Raw genomic sequence first — 17,265 nt, forward strand, 5'->3', positions numbered from 1 at the left:
CATGGCGAAGACTACATCGGTCAATATTGACCTCAACCGCTTGTTCAGCGATGCGGCGGACCAGTTCCGCGGCCTGAACCCCAACGAGCCGGGCCAATGGCCCATCCTGCCCAAGCTGGCAGCGTTCTCGGCATTGGCGGTGGCGGTGGTGGTGGCGGGCTGGTTCCTGCTGCTGTCGACCAGCAACGACACGCTCGAAGCCGAGCGCGCCAAAGAGCCCGCGCTCAAGCAGGACTACCGTGCCAAGCTGGCCCAGGCCGTGAACCTGCCGGAGCTGCGCAAGCAGAAGTCGCAGGTGGAGGAATACGTCGTCCAGCTGGAGAAGCAGCTCCCCGGCAAGGCCGAAATGGATGCGCTGCTCTCGGATATCAACCAGGCAGGCCTGGGCCGCGGTTTGCAGTTCGAACTGTTCCGTCCCGGCCAGGTGGCAGTGAAGGACTACTACGCCGAGCTGCCGATCGCCATCCGGGTGGCAGGTCGCTACCACGACGTCGGCTCGTTCACGGCTGACGTGGCGAACCTGTCGCGCATCGTCACCTTGCACAACCTCAACATCCAGCCGGCCGGCAAGGATGCGAGCGGGCTGCTCGCCATGGAAGCCACTGCACGCACCTACCGGTATCTCGACCCGGCGGAGGTCGAAGAGCAGAAGCGCGCAGCCCAGGCTGCCACGAAGAAGGCCGGAGGCAAGAAATGATGAGACGCCCAACCGCGTCCCTGTTCCTGCCTTTGGCGGCCTTGTTGTCGGCGATGCTCACTGGCTGTGGCGGCGAAAACCAGGAATTGCAGGAGTGGATGGAGCAGCAAAAGCGTGAGGTGAAACCGAACGTCCAGCCGCTCACGCCGCCGAAGAAGTTCGATCCCGAGCCGTATGCAGGCGGGGACAAGGTGGAGCCCTTCAGCAACCAGAAGCTCTCTGTGGCGCTCAAGCAGGAAGCCAAGCAGCCTAGTTCGCTGCTCGCCAGCGAACTGAACCGCCGCAAGGAGCCGCTGGAGGCCTATCCGCTGGACAGCATGAGCATGGTGGGCAGCGTCGTGAAGGACGGCCGCCAGTACGCTTTGCTGAGAGTGGACAACCTGCTTTACCAGGTGAAGGTGGGCGACTACCTCGGCCAGAACTACGGCCGCATCACCAAGATCAACGAAACCGAAATCACGCTCCGCGAGATCGTTCAGGACGCCGCGGGCGAGTGGATTGAGCGCAGCACCGGCCTCCAGCTTCAGGAGAAGGCGCGATGAGAACCATGCAGGAGAACTCCATCATGAGGAAGTGGCGCGTCAGCGCCTTGGCGCTCGTACTGGCCGTGGGTTCGCCCGTCGCCGCCTGGGCCCAAAGCATGATCCAGTCGATCACCACCAGCCAGCAGGCCGGCTCGGAGGTGGTGCGAATCGAGTTGAGCCAGCCGTTGCCCGCCGTGCCGGCAGGTTTCACCATCCAGTCGCCGCCGCGCATCGCGATCGACCTGCCGAACGTGGGCAACGGCCTCGGCAAGCCGAGCATGGAGGTCAACCAGGGCAACCTGCGCTCCGTGAACGTGGCGCAGTCGGGCGACCGGACGCGCCTGGTGCTCAACCTGCGGCAGCCCGCGAACTACACCGCCCGGCTGGACGGGAAGACACTGCTGCTCGCGCTGGAAGGCTCGGGGGCTGCGCCCTCAGGCGCCACGGCCGGCGGCGAGCCGGTGCACTTTGCGCCCAGCCTCAATCGTGACCAGCTGGCGCTGCGCGGCGTTGACTTCCGCCGCGGTGCCGACAACTCCGGCCGCGTGATCGTTGACCTGCCGAACAGCCAAGTCGGAGTGGACATCAAGCAGCAGGGGCAGAACCTGGTGGTTGAATTCCTGCGGTCCACCGCGCCGGACGCCATGCGCCGCCGCCTGGACGTCACCGACTTCGGCACGCCGATCCAGGTGGTGTCCACCACGCAGGTGGGCGACCGTGTGCGCATGGTGGTCGAACCGCGTGGCGTGTGGGAACACAGCGCCTACCAGAGCGACAACCAGTTCGTCCTGGAAGTGCGCCCGATGAAGCTCGACCCCAACAAGCTCACCCAGGGGCCCGGCTACAACGGCGAGAAGCTGTCGCTGAACTTCCAGAACATCGAAGTGCGGGCGCTGCTCCAGGTGATCGCGGACTTCACCAACTTCAACGTGGTGACTAGCGACACCGTGACCGGCAACGTCACGCTGCGCCTGAAGGATGTGCCCTGGGACCAAGCCCTGGACATCATTCTGCAGGCCAAGGGGCTCGGCATGCGCAAGTCCGGCAACGTGATCTGGATCGCGCCCAAGGACGAGCTGGCTGCCAAGGAACAGGTGGACCTGGAGGCGAAGAAGAAGGTCGCTGAACTGGAGCCGCTGCGGACGCAGTCATTCCAGATGAACTACACCAAGGCCGAGGAAGTGGCCAAGGGGCTGTCGGGGCAGAACACCAGCCAGGGCGGTGGCAGCAACACGTCAGCGCGGATCCTTTCCCCACGGGGCAGCGTGATCTTCGAAACGCGCACGAACCAACTTTTCGTGTCCGACATCCCGTCCAAGCTGGAGGAGATCCAGGCGATGATCGCCAAAATCGACGTGCCTGTGCGGCAGGTGCAGATCGAGGCGCGCATCGTGGAAGCCGACGACAAGTTCGGCCGGGCCCTGGGTGTCAAGCTGGGTGCTTCCGATGTCCGCGGCATCCAGGGCGGGGTGCCCGGTTGGAACGTGGGCGGCGGAAACAACGTGACCGTTGGCGGCAACTACAGCGCCATCGGCTACCAGACGCGGCAATCGCCCCAAGTGGACTTTTCGAACACGCAGTTCGTCAACCTCCCCGCCAACGTCAGCTCGCTGGGCGGTGCCAGCGCAGGCACCTTTGCACTTTCATTGTTCAGTGCCACTGCCAACCGTTTCCTCAATCTGGAGTTGTCTGCGCTTGAAGCGGATGGCAAGGGCAAGATCGTCTCCAGCCCGCGTGTCATCACCGCGGACCAGATCAAGGCAGTGATCGAGCAGGGCGAAGAAATACCCTACCAGGTCGCTACGTCAAGCGGCGCTACCTCGATCCAGTTCAAGAAGGCCAGTTTGCGCCTCGAGGTCACCCCGCAGATCACGCCGGAAGGAAATGTCATTCTGAGTGTCGATGTGGCGAAGGACAGCCGAGGCGATTTGACGCTCTCTGGCCCGGCGATCAACACCAAGCACGTGAACACTCAGGTGCTGGTGGAAAACGGTGGGACGGTCGTCATCGGCGGCATCTTCACGCAGAACGACCGCACCGACGTCAACAAGGTGCCGTTCCTGGGCGACGTTCCGATCGTGGGCAACCTGTTCAAGAACACCGTCCGGTCGTCAACGAAGACCGAATTGCTGATTTTCCTCACGCCGAAGGTCGTGACGGATCGCGCCACGGCGCGCTAGCCTGAGTGCGTTGGTGCCGCGTAGCGCCTGACATTGGAGTCTCTAGAAATGAAGTGGATGAAAGCGTTGCTGGCGCTCGGCGCCGTGGTGACAGGCTTGGTGGGCTGCGGCGGGGGGGGCGGCAACAGCGGCACGCCGGTCTTTGGCGGTGACGGGCCTGGCACGGGTGGGGGCACGTCTGCGACGCCGACGCTGTCGGTGTCACTCTCGACCAGCACTGTGACGGGTGCCACGCCGGCCACTGTTTCGGCCCAAGTGCTCGACGGTTCGGCGTCCAAAAATCCGGTTCCTGGCGTGGTCGTCCAGTTTTCCACCGCTAATGGCCTGGGGTCGCTGAGCGCCCCTTCCGCGCTGACGGACACCAATGGCGTGGCGTCGGTGACGTTGGCGCCGTCGGCATCGGCGAGCAGTGGCGCTGACAACGTGGTGGCCTCGGCACAGATCGGCACCACACAACTGTCCGCACAAGCCGGCTTCCAGTTGACCGCCACGTCGGTCGCATTCGACTCGTTCACTTCGGACGTCGGAAACAGCCCGGCCAACGCGCTGAGTGCTTATGGCCAGGCAGTGCTCTCCTTGTCGATGACAGGCGTTTCCGAAACGTCGCCTGTGACGCTGAGCTTCACCTCCACATGTGCGGGGGAAGGCAAGGCATCCATATCACCCAGTTCGCTGACCAGCACGACCGGCACGATTTCTCTCACCTACAAAGACACGGGCGGCTGCGGAGCTTCGCACGCCACCGACACCATCACCGCCACGATCGGTGGGAGCGGAAAGACGCAGCAGTTGGTGATGAACCTGAACTCGCCTGCTGCGAACAGCATCAGCTTCGTGAGCGCCAGCCCTCAGACCATCTACCTCAAGGGCTCCGGCTACCAGGAGTCCTCGCAGGTGGTGTTCAAGGTCGTGGACAGCAACAACAACCCGTTGCCGAATCAGCAGGTCACGATGAACCTGACGACGTTCGCCGGGGGTCTGATGCTCAATAGCGTTCAGACCGCAGTTACGCAGACCACGGACGGCAACGGCCAGGTCACGGCCATCGTGAACTCGGGGACTGTGCCCACACCGGTTCGTGTGACTGCCGCGCTGACAAACGGCATCTCCACCGTGTCCAACAGCCTCGCCGTGGCGGTGGGCTTGCCGTCGGAGCTGAATTTCTCGCTCGCACAGACCACCAAGAATATCGAGGGCATGAACGTCGACGGCACGACGAACACCTATACCGTGCGTGCAGCCGACCGCAGCGGCAACCCTGTGCCGGACGGAACGTCGATCACCTTCTGGTCGGAGATCGGTGGCCAGATCAGCGCGACCGCGCAGACTTCCGTCACCAACGGCATTGCGACTGCTTCGGCCAGCTTCGTCTCCTCCGGCACGCGGCCGGCCGACGGGCGCGTGACGGTGGTTTCCTACGCGCTCGGCGAGGAGTCGTTCGTCGACCTGAACGGCAACAACAAGTTCGACCTTGGTGAGCCGTTCCAGGACTTGGGCGACATCGTGCTGGACCGACTGTTCGATGGTCTCTATGACGCCGGGGCAACGCCGAACGGAGGGGACCAGTACATCTCCTTGTCAGGCAGTGCAGCGGGCAGCGCGACATGCACCAACTTCAGCAGCACTTATCCGCAGTTTGCCTTGAGCGCCAACATCCCGAGCCGCCCCGCGACCTGCAGCGCTTCGTGGTCCTCCCAGACCTATGTTCGTCGAGCAGTGGAGACGGTCCTGTCCACCTCCAGTGCACGTCTGCTTTGGGCCAGTACGGCCGGGCTCGATGCGAGCTGCGCGAAGATCACCCTGCAAGATGGGCCCTACATCGAGTCGTCGTTTGGACACTTCAGCACCTACACTCTCGCCACGGGCGGCGATACCTGGTACGGTGGTTCAAGGGGTGTGCTGAGCTTCATCGTGGCCGATGCGAACACCTACCCTGCCGGCTATCCCGGCAACGACGTCCCCGTGGTGGGCCGGCTGAACCCCATGGCGGCTGGCACGACGATCAGCGCAAGCGGTACCACCGGCTTGTCGGTCACTGTTGCGGGTGGCTCGCCGGTGGCCAACAGCAGCGAGGCGACCACGGCCGGCGTCTCATATGAGTTCGACGCTGGCGTCACCTCCGGTACGGTCACCGTGAGCGTCAAGTCGCCGGGTGGCTTGACCACCACCTATTCGGTTGACGTGATCGCAGGCGCGCGCCCGAGTTCATGCCCCTGATTTGCCTGGTCGGCATGCCCGGCGGTGGCAAATCCACCGTCGGACGCCACCTGGCGCGCCACCTCGGGTGGCGCTTTGTCGATTCGGACGCCGACATCGAACGGCGGCTGGGTACATCGATCTCTGCCTACTTCAATGAGCATGGCGAGGCCGCGTTCAGGGACGTTGAACAGCAGGTCATCGCGGAATTGACAGCACCACCCGGCGCCGGCCTGGTGCTCGCCACCGGCGGCGGAGCGGTGCTGCGCGAAGCCAACCGCGACGCGCTCAGGCGCTCGGGCACAGTGGTTTACCTTCGCTCCACCCCCGAGGAGCTGTTTCGCCGCCTGCGCCACGACACGCAGCGCCCGTTGCTGCAAGTGCGCGACCCCCTCAAGCGCCTGCGCGACATGCACCATGAGCGTGACCCGCTCTATCGCCGCACGGCTCACTACATCATCGAAACGGGCCGGCCTTCGGTGCCCACGCTGGTGAACATGATCCTCATGCAGCTGGAGCTGGCCGGCGTGCTGGACCCCCATCGCGCGCCTGCCGCCCCGGCTTCCAGCCACTGACTGCCCCGGGGCCGCACGGCCCGTACACTTGCTGCCATGACGGCTTCTGGCAACGTGCAGACGTGCACCACCGTGCCGATCGACCTGGGCGATCGGCGCTACGACATCCTCATCGGTTCGGCCCTGCTCGACGCGGCCTCGACCTGGCAGTCCCTCCCTCCGGCCGGCGCAGCTGCGATCGTGACGAACACCACCGTCGCGCCGCTGTACGCCGAGCGCCTGCAAGCCGCGCTGCGCCCTCGTTACCAGCGGCAGTTGGTCATCACCCTTCCCGATGGTGAAAGCCACAAGGACTGGGCCTCGCTGAATCAGATCTTCGACCGCCTGCTGGCCGAGGCCTGCGACCGCAAGACGGTGTTGTTCGCCCTCGGCGGCGGCGTGGTCGGTGACATGACTGGCTTTGCCGCCGCCTGCTACATGCGGGGTGTGCCTTTCGTCCAGGTGCCCACCACGCTGCTGGCGCAGGTGGACTCGTCGGTGGGTGGCAAGACGGCGATCAACCATCCGCGCGGCAAGAACATGATCGGCGCCTTCTACCAGCCGCTGCGCGTGGTGTGCGACCTGGACGTGCTGGACACGCTGCCGGCACGTGAGCTCTCCGCGGGGCTGGCAGAGGTGATCAAGTACGGGCCGATCGCCGACCCGGATTTCCTCGACTGGATCGAGCACAACCTCGATGCCTTGCTGGCGCGCGACAAGGCCGCGTTGGCCCACGCCGTGCGCCGCTCGTGCGAAATCAAGGCGTGGGTGGTGGCGCAGGACGAGCGCGAGTCCGGGCTGCGCGCCATCCTGAACTTCGGCCACACCTTCGGCCACGCGATCGAAGCCGGCCTCGGTTATGGCGAATGGCTGCACGGCGAGGCCGTGGGCTGCGGCATGGTGATGGCCAGTGCCTTGTCCGTTGAGCTGGGGCTCATGCCACCGAGCTTTGCCGAGCGCATGCGGCGCATCGTGCAGCGGGCCGGCCTGCCAGTGGTCGGGCCTGCCCTGGGCGTGGCGCGCTACCTCGAGCTGATGAGCGTGGACAAGAAGGCCGAGGATGGTGACATCCGCTATGTGCTGATCGAGGCGCTCGGCCGCGCGGCGATGATGCCGGCCCCCGCGGCCGTGGTGTCGCGCGTCATCGAAGCGCACACGGCCTGAGGGCCCGGGCACTGCGCGTGAGCCTGGCGCCCTACGCGTGCGACCCCGCCCGCTCCCGCGGGCGACGCTTTGCCGAAGCCGCGGCGCCCACACGCAGCGAGTACCAGCGTGACCGCGACCGCATCGTGCACAGCACCGCCTTCCGGCGCCTGGTCTACAAGACGCAGGTGTTCCTCAACCATGAGGGCGACCTGTTCCGCACCCGGCTCACCCATTCGTTGGAAGTCGCCCAGTTGGCCCGATCCATCGCGCGCAGCCTACACCTGAACGAGGATCTGGTGGAGGCGATCGCGCTGGCGCATGACCTGGGCCACACACCCTTCGGCCACGCCGGCCAGGACGCCCTGCACGACTGCATGGCGCAGCACGGCGGCTTCGAACACAACCTGCAGAGCCTGCGTGTCGTCGACTGCCTGGAACACCGGTATGCCGATTTCGATGGCCTCAACCTGAGTTTCGAAGCCCGCGAAGGCATCCTCAAGCATTGTTCGCGCCGCCACGCCCGCCACATCGAAGCGCTGGAGCCCGACGGCGTGGCACACCGGTTCCTGGCCGGCACCCAGCCAAGCCTGGAGGCGCAGTTATGCAACCTGGCCGACGAAATTGCCTACAACGCGCACGATGTGGATGACGGGGTCCGCTCGGGCCTGATCACCCTGGATCAGCTGGCCGAAGTGCCGCTGTTCGCGCGCTTTCACCAGGAGGCCCTGGCGCATCACCCCGGCTTGCACCAGCGAGGAAGGCGTCTGCTGTTCGAGGTGATACGGCGGATGTTGTCGCAGCAGGTCTACGACGTGATCGACACCACGCGCGCCGCCCTGGCGCGCGAGCGTCCAGCGGACGCGCAGCAGGCCCGTCTGTCCGGGCCGCTGGTGCGATTCAGCCGCGAGATGCGAAGCGCCAGCACCGAACTCAAGCGCTTCCTGTTCCGGGCGCTCTACCGGCATCCGCAAGTCATGGAGACCACCAACCATGCGCGGCGGGTGGTGCGCGAGTTGTTCGCCGCCTACGTCGCCGCGCCCGAGGAAATGCCCCCCGACTACCGCGATGCGCCGCTGCCGCATCGGGCGGTCGCCGACTACATCGCTGGCATGACCGACCGCTTCGCCATCCGCGAGCACGAACGGCTGACCGGCACACGGCTGTTCTGAGCAGGCAGCGCTTGCCGTCGATAATGGGGTCAGATCCACTGACTTAAGAGTCCCATGGCGCGACTGCCCCGCCTGTGCATCGCCGGCGAGCTGCACCACCTCATCCAGCGCGGCCACAACCGGCAGGCCGTGTTTGTGGATGACGCGGATCGCCAGTTGTTCCTGGTCGCGCTTCGGGACGCTGCGCACGAGCACGGCGTCGCGGTCCACGCATACGCCTTGCTTGACAGCGAAGTGCGCCTGCTAGCCACGCCGGCGACACAACAATCCCTCAGCAAGGCGCTCCAGGCCGTGGGTCGACGTTATGTGGCGGCCTTCAATCGCCGGCATGGTCGGACCGGCACGCTGTGGGAAGGGCGTTTTCGTGGGGCGGTGATCGAAAGTGAGCGCTACTTCATTCCGGCGCTTTGCCAACTGGAGACGGCCCCGGTCGATGCCGGGTTGGCGCCCTCCGCAGCGCTATGGCCATGGTCCAGCGCGGGGCACCACCTGGGGCTGGCCCGCAGCCCGCTGGTCACGGAGCACCGGCTGTACTGGGCCCTGGGCAACACACCCTTCGACCGCGAGGCTGCGTATCGGCGAGCGCTGGAGCAGGGTGTCACGTCGGCGGACGGCGCGGCCTTGTTGGAAGCGATGCTGAAGTCGTGGGCCATCGGATCGCCCGCCTTTCTGGCCCGCCTGGCGGACATGACGCCGCGGCCTTTGTCCGCCCGCCAGCGCGGACGTCCCAGGAAGACTTTTCAGTCTGTCCCTAATTAACAAAACAATGAGCCCTTGCGTTGCGGTATTAGGATCAGACCCCATTAAAAAACGCTTGTTGTGTTTGCTGCGCTGCATTAGTCTCCGCGTTATCCCTGACTTTGACGTGGAGAGCGCCATGACGACGGCAGCCCCGGGCCCGGCATCCGCCGACGAAATCCAGCAACTGGCGCAACACGGCCTGTACGACCCGACGCAGGAGCACGATGCCTGTGGCGTCGGCTTCGTGGCCCATATCAAGGGCCAGCGGGCTCACAGCATCATCGAGCAGGGCCTGAAGATCCTGGAGAACCTGGACCACCGCGGCGCGGTAGGTGCCGACAAGCTGATGGGCGACGGTGCCGGCATCCTGATCCAGATCCCCGACGAGTACTTCCGTGCGGAGATGGCGCTGCAAGGCGTGGAGCTGCCGCCGCCAGGTGAATACGGTGTCGGCATGATCTTTCTGCCAAAGGAGCATGCCTCCCGCCTGGCCTGCGAGCAGGAGCTGGAGCGCGCCGTCAAGGCCGAGGGCCAGGTGCTGCTCGGCTGGCGCGATGTGCCGGTGGACAAGGACATGCCGATGTCTCCGGCGGTGCGCGCCAAGGAGCCGGTGATCCGCCAGATCTTCATCGGCCGTGGCCCGGACGTGATCGTGCCGGACGCCCTGGAGCGCAAGCTCTACGTCATCCGCAAGACGGCGTCGAGTGCCATCCAGGCGCTCAAGCTCACGCACAGCCGCGAGTACTACGTGCCCAGCATGAGCTGCCGCACCATCATCTACAAGGGCCTGCTGCTGGCCGACCAGGTGGGGCAGTACTACAAGGACCTGCAGGATGCGCGCGCCGTGTCCGCGCTGGCGCTGGTGCACCAGCGCTTCTCCACCAACACCTTCCCCGAGTGGCCGCTGGCGCACCCCTATCGCATGGTGGCGCACAACGGCGAGATCAACACCGTCAAGGGCAACTTCAACTGGATGCGCGCCCGCGAGGGCGTGATGAAGTCGCCGGTGCTGGGCGACGACCTGAAGAAGCTCTATCCGATCAGCTTCGAAGGCCAGAGCGACACCGCCACCTTCGACAATGCGTTGGAGCTGCTCACCATGAGCGGTTACCCGCTGGCGCAGGCCGCGATGATGATGATCCCCGAGGCGTGGGAGCAGCACACGCTGATGGACGAGCGCCGCCGCGCCTTCTACGAGTACCACGCGTCGATGCTGGAGCCCTGGGACGGCCCGGCCGCAATGGTGTTCACCGACGGCAAGCAGATCGGCGCCACGCTGGACCGCAACGGCCTGCGGCCCGCTCGCTACGTCGTGACCGAGGACGACATCGTGGTGATGGCGTCCGAGTCGGGCGTGCTGCCCTTCCCCGAGAACAAGATCGTCAAGAAGTGGCGGCTGCAGCCCGGCAAGATGTTCCTCATCGACCTGGAGCAGGGCCGCATCGTCGATGACGAAGAGCTGAAGAATCAGTTCGCCTTCGCCAAGCCGTACCGGCAGTGGATCGAGAACGTGCGGGTGCGGCTGGACACCATCGAGGCGAAGGCTGAGCCGGTCGAGTTCACCGAATCGCTGCTCGACCGCCAGCAGGCCTTCGGCTACACGCAGGAAGACCTGAAGTTCCTGCTCAGCCCGATGGCGCAGGCCGGCGAAGAGGGCATCGGCTCCATGGGCAACGACTCGCCGCTGGCGGTGCTGTCGGACAAGAACAAGCCGCTGTACAACTACTTCAAGCAGCTGTTCGCGCAGGTGACCAACCCGCCGATCGACCCGATCCGCGAAGCGATCGTGATGTCGCTCAACAGCTTCATCGGCCCCAAGCCGAACCTGCTGGACATCAATGCGGTGAACCCGCCGATGCGGCTGGAGGTCACGCAGCCGGTGCTGGACTTCGACGACATGGCGCGCCTGCGCCAGATCGAGCAGCACACCAGCGGCAAGTTCAAGAGCTACGAGCTGGACATCACCTACCCGCTGGCCTGGGGCCCGGAAGGTGTGGAGGCCAAGCTCGCCTCGCTGTGCGCCGAAGTGGTGGATGCCATCAAGGGCGGCCACAACATCATCATCATCACCGACCGCCACCTGGACCGGGAGAACGTCGCGATCCCGGCGCTGCTGGCCTTGTCGGCCGTGCACCAGCATCTGGTGCGCGAGGGCCTGCGCACCACCGCCGGCCTGGTGGTGGAAACCGGTTCTGCGCGCGAGGTGCACCATTTCGCTGTGCTCGCCGGCTATGGCGCCGAGGCCGTGCACCCCTACCTCGCGATGGAGACGCTGGCTTCGCTGCATGCGTCCCTGCCGGGAGAATTGAGCGCCGAAAAAGCGATCTACAACTACGTCAAGGCCATCGGCAAGGGCCTGTCGAAGATCATGTCCAAGATGGGCATCAGCACGTACATGTCGTACTGCGGCGCGCAGATCTTCGAAGCCATCGGCCTGAACCGCGACCTCGTGCAGAAGTATTTCCGCGGCACGGCGTCGCAGGTGGAAGGCATTGGCGTGTTCGAGGTGGCGGAAGAGGCCATCCGCATGCACCGCGCTGCCTTCGGCGACGACCCGGTGCTGCAGACCATGCTGGACACCGGCGGCGAATACGCCTGGCGGGCCCGCGGCGAAGAGCACATGTGGACGCCCGACGCCATCGCCAAGCTGCAGCATGCAGCGCGCGCAGGCAAGTTCGACACCTACAAGGAATACGCCCAGCTCATCAACGACCAGTCGCGCCGCCACATGACCTTGCGCGGGCTGTTCGAGTTCAAGGTGGACCCGACCAAGGCGATCCCGGTGGAAGAAGTGGAGCCGGCCGCAGAGATCGTCAAGCGTTTTGCCACCGGCGCCATGTCGCTCGGCTCGATCAGCACCGAGGCGCACAGCACGCTGGCGATCGCGATGAACCGCATCGGAGGCAAGTCCAACACCGGCGAAGGCGGCGAGGATCCGGCACGTTATCGCAACGAGCTCAAGGGCATCAAGATCACCGCCGGCACCAAGGTGAGCGACGTGATCGGCGGCAACGTGATCGTGGCCGACTACGCCTTGAAGGACGGCGACAGCCTGCGCAGCAAGATCAAGCAGGTGGCCTCCGGCCGCTTCGGCGTCACCACCGAATACCTGGTGTCGGCCGACCAGATCCAGATCAAGATGGCCCAGGGCGCCAAGCCGGGCGAGGGCGGCCAGCTGCCTGGCGGCAAGGTCAGCGAGTACATCGGCTTCCTGCGTTACAGCGTGCCGGGCGTGGGCCTCATCAGCCCGCCGCCGCACCATGACATCTACTCGATCGAGGACCTGGCGCAGCTGATCCACGACCTGAAGAACGCCAACCCGCGTGCCACCGTGAGCGTGAAGCTGGTGTCCGAGGTGGGCGTGGGCACCATCGCCGCTGGCGTGGCCAAGTGCAAGGCCGACCACGTGGTGATCGCCGGCCATGACGGCGGCACCGGCGCGTCGCCGTGGTCCAGCATCAAGCACGCGGGCACGCCCTGGGAGCTGGGCCTGGCCGAGACGCAGCAGACGCTGGTGCTCAACCGCCTGCGCAGCCGCATCCGCGTGCAGGCCGACGGCCAGATGAAGACCGGCCGCGACGTGGTGATCGGCGCGTTGCTGGGCGCCGATGAGTTTGGCTTCGCCACCGCGCCACTTGTGGCCGAGGGCTGCATCATGATGCGCAAGTGCCACCTCAACACCTGCCCGGTGGGCGTGGCGACGCAGGACCCGGTGCTGCGCGCGCGCTTCCAGGGCAAGCCCGAACACGTCGTCAACTACTTCTTCTTCGTGGCCGAGGAAGCGCGCCAGATCATGGCGCAGCTGGGTGTCCGCAGCTTCGACGAGCTGATCGGCCGCTCCGACCTGCTGGACATGAAGAGGGGCGTGTCGCACTGGAAGGCGCAGGGCCTGGACTTCAGCCGCGTGTTTGCTCAAGTGCCGGTGCCCGCCGACGTGTCGCGCTTCCACAAGGACGTACAGGACCACGGCCTGGCCAAGGCGCTGGACGTCAAGCTGATCGAGAAGTGCCGGCCGGCCTTCGAGCGCGGCGAGAAGGTGCAGTTCATGGAGGAGGTGCGCAACGGCAACCGCTCCGTGGGCGCCATGCTCTCCGGCGAACTCATCCGCGTGCGGCCCGAAGGGCTGCCGGACCACACGGTGTTCATCCAGATGGAAGGCACCGGCGGGCAGAGTTTTGGCGCCTTCCTGGCCCAGGGCATCACGCTGTACCTCATCGGCGATGCCAACGACTACACCGGCAAGGGCCTGTCCGGTGGCCGCGTGGTGGTGCGGCCGAGTATCGACTTCCGCGGTGACGCCACCAAGAACATCATCGTTGGCAACACGGTGCTGTACGGCGCCACCAGCGGCGAAGCCTTCTTCCGCGGCGTGGCCGGCGAGCGTTTCGCGGTGCGGCTCTCCGGCGCCACCACGGTGGTGGAAGGCACCGGCGACCACGGCTGCGAATACATGACCGGTGGCACCGTGGCCGTGCTCGGCAAGACCGGGCGCAATTTCGCGGCCGGCATGAGCGGTGGCGTGGCCTATGTGTTCGATGAGGACGGCCAGTTCGCCAAGCGCTGCAACACGGCCATGGTGGCGCTGGAGAAGGTGCTCACCCGCGAGGAGCAGGAAGCCGCCGGCGACCCGGCCACCTGGCACCGCGGCCAGGCCGACGAGGTGCTGCTGCGCAAGCTGATCGAGGACCACCACAAGTGGACCGGTTCGCTGCGCGCACGCGACATCCTGGACCACTGGGCCGACTCGCGTGCCAAGTTCGTCAAGGTGTTCCCGCACGAGTACAAGCGCGCCCTCAACGAGATGGGTGCGGCCAAGGAAGCCGTGCAGACGATCGCCAAGGCGAAGACCGCCGACACGCCTGCCAAGAGCGGCAAGGCCAAGTCGATTCCGGCCAAGTAAGAGAGCAGAGAAGACATCATGGGAAAAGTCACCGGCTTCCTGGAATACGAGCGCATCGAGGAGGGCTACGAGCCCGTGCAGGCGCGGCTGAAGAACTACAAGGAGTTCGTGATCGGGCTCAACGCGGAGCAGGCCAAGATCCAGGGCGCGCGCTGCATGGACTGCGGCATTCCGTTCTGCAACAGCGGCTGCCCGGTCAACAACATCATTCCGGACTTCAACGACCTCGTGTACCGCAATGACTGGCTCAACGCCAGCATCGTGCTGCACTCCACCAACAACTTCCCCGAGTTCACCGGCCGCATCTGCCCCGCGCCCTGCGAGGCGGCCTGCACGCTGAACCTGAACAACGACCCGGTGGGCATCAAGTCGATCGAGCACGCTATCGCCGACCGCGCGTGGGCGGAGGGCTGGACCGTGCCGCAGCCGCCGAAGGTCAAGACCGGCAAGAAGGTCGCCGTGGTGGGCTCGGGCCCGGCCGGCATGGCGGCAGCCCAGCAGCTGGCGCGGGTGGGCCACGACGTGACGGTGTTCGAAAAGAACGATCGGGTCGGCGGCCTGCTGCGCTACGGCATCCCGGACTTCAAGATGGAGAAGTCGCACATCGATCGCCGGGTCGAGCAGATGAAGGCCGAGGGCGTCGTGTTCCGCACCGGTGTGATGGTGGGCCACCTGCCTGAGGGCAGCAAGATCACCAACCACGCCAAGGAGATCATCAGCCCGGAGGAGCTGAAGCAGCAGTTCGACGCGGTGCTGCTGGCTGGTGGGGCAGAACAGTCACGCGACCTGCCCGTGCCGGGGCGCGAGCTCGACGGCGTGCACTTCGCGATGGAGTTCCTGCCGCAGCAGAACAAGGTCAACGCCGGCGACAAGCTCAAGGGCCAGATCATGGCCACCGGCAAACATGTGATCGTGATCGGCGGTGGCGACACCGGCAGCGACTGCGTGGGCACCAGCAACCGCCACGGTGCTGTCAGCGTCACCCAGTTCGAGCTGATGCCGATGCCGCCGGAGCAGGAAGACAAGCCGCTGACCTGGCCGTACTGGCCTTATAAGCTGCGCAGTTCCTCCAGCCATGAAGAAGGCTGCCAGCGCGAATTTGCCATCGCCACCAAGGAGTTCATCGGTGAAAAGGGCAAGGTGAAGGCGCTGAAGACCGTGCGGGTGGAGTGGAAGAACGGCAAGATGAGCGAGGTGCCCGGCACTGAGCAGGTGCTGCCCGCCGACCTGGTGTTGCTGGCCATGGGCTTCGTCAGCCCGGTGGCGTCCATCCTGGACGCGTTCGGCGTGGAGAAGGATGCGCGTGGCAACGCCAAGGCGCACACCGAGTTCACCGGGGGTTATCGCACCACGCAGGAGAAGGTGTTCGCCGCGGGCGACATGCGGCGTGGACAGAGCCTGGTGGTGTGGGCGATCCGCGAGGGCCGGCAGGCGGCGCGGGCGGTGGATGAGTTTTTGATGGGGGAGAGCGCGTTGCCGCGGTGAGCGCTCCGCTGATCAGGACCCACGGCCGCCCAGGAGGCGGCCGTTTTCATTCTGGCGACCGAAACCCCGATCCGCTCGTCGGATGGTCGTGACCGCCTGTCGAAGCGTGCCCACCGTTCGTGAACTTGTGCACGACGGCCGCGGCTTGGCGTGTCCAGAATGCCACCAAGTCCCCGATCCAGGGTCCATGCCATTCCGCCGATCCCCATGAACGCCATGCCCTTCACCTCCAGCCAGCGTCGTACCCGGCAAGGATTCACGCTGATCGAATTGATGATCACGGTTGCGGTCATCGCCATCCTCGGAGCGATCGCGCTTCCGGCATACCAGGACTATGTGCGGCGAGGGCAGGTCCAGGAGGCGGGCACGCTGCTGTCCAACTATCGCATCCTGATGGAGCAGAAGTTCCAGAACGACCGAACCTATACGCCGTGCCCCACCCTTGATGCGGGCAAGTACTTCACGGTCGCCTGTGACGCGAGCGCCACCGACTTCACTCTGACGGCAGAGGGCAGCGCCGGCCAGGCAGTCGGCCACAAGTACACCGTCAACGCGAAAAACGAACAGTTGACCAAGGAGTTCAAGGGCGCAGCGTCCACCAAGAAGTGCTGGCTGTTCAAGGGGGACGAATGCAACAGCTGACGGTCCCGGTTGCGTCGGCGAAGCTGCGTCGGCAGGCCGGATTCACGCTGATCGAGGCCGCCGTTGTCATGGCGGTGACTGGCGTGTTGGTCATGGCGACGCTGCCGTCGATATCGTCTTGGCTGAACACGCTGCGGGTGCGGGGGGTGGCGGAGTCGCTTCAGAGCGGTGTGCAGCGCGCCCGGATGGAGGCGCTGCGTCGCAATCAGGATGTGAGCTTCTGGCTCGTGAAGGGTGCGGGAACAAACGCTTGTGCCGCAACGTCGGATGCGGGCTCCTGGGTGGTGGTGCTTGGCAGTGCCGATCCGAGCGGCGGCTGCGCCACCAATGTGGCCGACGGGGGCACGGTGATCGAGCAGTACGCCACTCCGGCCACGGCGTCCTCGGTCGCCGTCAAGGGGTCGAACGGCGCCGACGGTGTTGACAACGTCGTTTTCAACGCGTTCGGGCAGGTCAAACCGGGTGGAACGCCCATTCGCAAGATCCGTGTGTCATTGCCTGGAAACACCAAAGTGCGCGTGCTCGATATCGACATCACGACGGGCGGGTTGGTGAGGATGTGCGATCCCAACGTTGGCAAGGAAGACACGCGCGCGTGCGCGGATGCCACTTGAACGAGACCATGGACAGACGCTTCATCTCTTGCCGCCCGCAGCGCGGCGTCGCGCTCATCGAGGCCTTGATCGGCATGCTGATCTTCGCCTTCGGTGTGATGGGACTGGTGGGTCTCCAGGCCTCCATGACGCGAGCACAAACCAGCTCCAAACTGCGCGGCGACGCGACCAACCTGGCCTCGGAAATCATCGGAACGATGTGGACCGACACGGCCAACATCGCCAAGTACGGCAACTGCGACACCTACGACCGCTGCAAGGCCTGGCAGGACAAGGTGGCCGGCATGTTGCCCAATGGAGAGGGCGCGACGTCGGTGAGCGCCGCGGGCGCAGTCCAGGTAAGCCTCAGCTGGCAGATGCCGGGCAGCAGCGAAGTGCAGAAGTACCTCACCACCACCACGGTGTCGCCATGATCAG

13 protein-coding genes are annotated in these 17,265 nt (G+C 65.4%); all 13 read left to right on the forward strand.

Features of this window, described 5'->3' with window-relative positions:
• The first annotated feature begins 1 nt into the window (after position 1).
• Complete coding sequence (locus tag VPH43_RS23130) at positions 2 to 697, forward strand: type 4a pilus biogenesis protein PilO (RefSeq protein WP_328580131.1); 696 nt, start codon at positions 2 to 4, stop codon at positions 695 to 697.
• 53 nt (positions 698 to 750) lie between these two features.
• Positions 751 to 1,239, forward strand: coding sequence for a pilus assembly protein PilP (locus tag VPH43_RS23135; RefSeq protein WP_442909333.1), 489 nt, complete (start codon positions 751 to 753; stop codon positions 1,237 to 1,239).
• Complete coding sequence (pilQ, locus tag VPH43_RS23140) at positions 1,236 to 3,401, forward strand: type IV pilus secretin PilQ (protein WP_328580132.1); 2,166 nt, start codon at positions 1,236 to 1,238, stop codon at positions 3,399 to 3,401. Before VPH43_RS23135 ends, pilQ begins: the two co-directional genes overlap by 4 nt.
• 57 nt (positions 3,402 to 3,458) lie before the next feature.
• Positions 3,459 to 5,618 carry a hypothetical protein gene (locus VPH43_RS23145; RefSeq protein WP_328580133.1) on the forward strand — a complete coding sequence of 720 codons (2,160 nt, stop codon included), beginning with the start codon at positions 3,459 to 3,461 and terminating at the stop codon, positions 5,616 to 5,618.
• Positions 5,609 to 6,172, forward strand: coding sequence for a shikimate kinase (locus VPH43_RS23150; protein WP_328580134.1), 564 nt, complete (start codon positions 5,609 to 5,611; stop codon positions 6,170 to 6,172). The genes VPH43_RS23145 and VPH43_RS23150 overlap by 10 nt, the downstream gene beginning before the upstream one ends.
• Positions 6,173 to 6,208: 36 nt before the next feature.
• Complete coding sequence (aroB, locus tag VPH43_RS23155; protein ID WP_328580135.1) at positions 6,209 to 7,315, forward strand: 3-dehydroquinate synthase; 1,107 nt, start codon at positions 6,209 to 6,211, stop codon at positions 7,313 to 7,315.
• A 17-nt stretch (positions 7,316 to 7,332) separates the two neighbouring features.
• On the forward strand, positions 7,333 to 8,466 hold the full coding sequence (locus VPH43_RS23160; protein ID WP_328580136.1) for a deoxyguanosinetriphosphate triphosphohydrolase: 1,134 nt from the start codon (positions 7,333 to 7,335) through the stop codon (positions 8,464 to 8,466).
• 54 nt (positions 8,467 to 8,520) lie between these two features.
• Positions 8,521 to 9,225 carry a transposase gene (locus tag VPH43_RS23165; protein ID WP_328580137.1) on the forward strand — a complete coding sequence of 235 codons (705 nt, stop codon included), beginning with the start codon at positions 8,521 to 8,523 and terminating at the stop codon, positions 9,223 to 9,225.
• 118 nt (positions 9,226 to 9,343) lie between these two features.
• Positions 9,344 to 14,107, forward strand: coding sequence for a glutamate synthase-related protein (locus VPH43_RS23170; RefSeq protein WP_328580138.1), 4,764 nt, complete (start codon positions 9,344 to 9,346; stop codon positions 14,105 to 14,107).
• 18 nt (positions 14,108 to 14,125) lie between these two features.
• Positions 14,126 to 15,592 carry a glutamate synthase subunit beta gene (locus VPH43_RS23175; protein ID WP_328580139.1) on the forward strand — a complete coding sequence of 489 codons (1,467 nt, stop codon included), beginning with the start codon at positions 14,126 to 14,128 and terminating at the stop codon, positions 15,590 to 15,592.
• 207 nt (positions 15,593 to 15,799) lie between these two features.
• Positions 15,800 to 16,234 (forward strand): type IV pilin protein, encoded by a 435-nt coding sequence (locus VPH43_RS23180; protein WP_328580140.1) that lies wholly within the window; start codon positions 15,800 to 15,802, stop codon positions 16,232 to 16,234.
• Positions 16,222 to 16,848, forward strand: a complete 627-nt coding sequence (locus VPH43_RS23185; RefSeq protein WP_328580141.1) for a GspH/FimT family pseudopilin — start codon at positions 16,222 to 16,224, stop codon at positions 16,846 to 16,848. Before VPH43_RS23180 ends, VPH43_RS23185 begins: the two co-directional genes overlap by 13 nt.
• Before the next feature lie 8 nt (positions 16,849 to 16,856).
• Positions 16,857 to 17,261, forward strand: coding sequence for a type IV pilus modification PilV family protein (locus VPH43_RS23190; RefSeq protein ID WP_328580142.1), 405 nt, complete (start codon positions 16,857 to 16,859; stop codon positions 17,259 to 17,261).
• Positions 17,262 to 17,265 lie beyond the last annotated feature (4 nt).

It is taken from the genome of Ideonella sp. BN130291 (genome assembly GCF_036231905.1).
Taxonomy (GTDB): domain Bacteria; phylum Pseudomonadota; class Gammaproteobacteria; order Burkholderiales; family Burkholderiaceae_C; genus CAMLIZ01.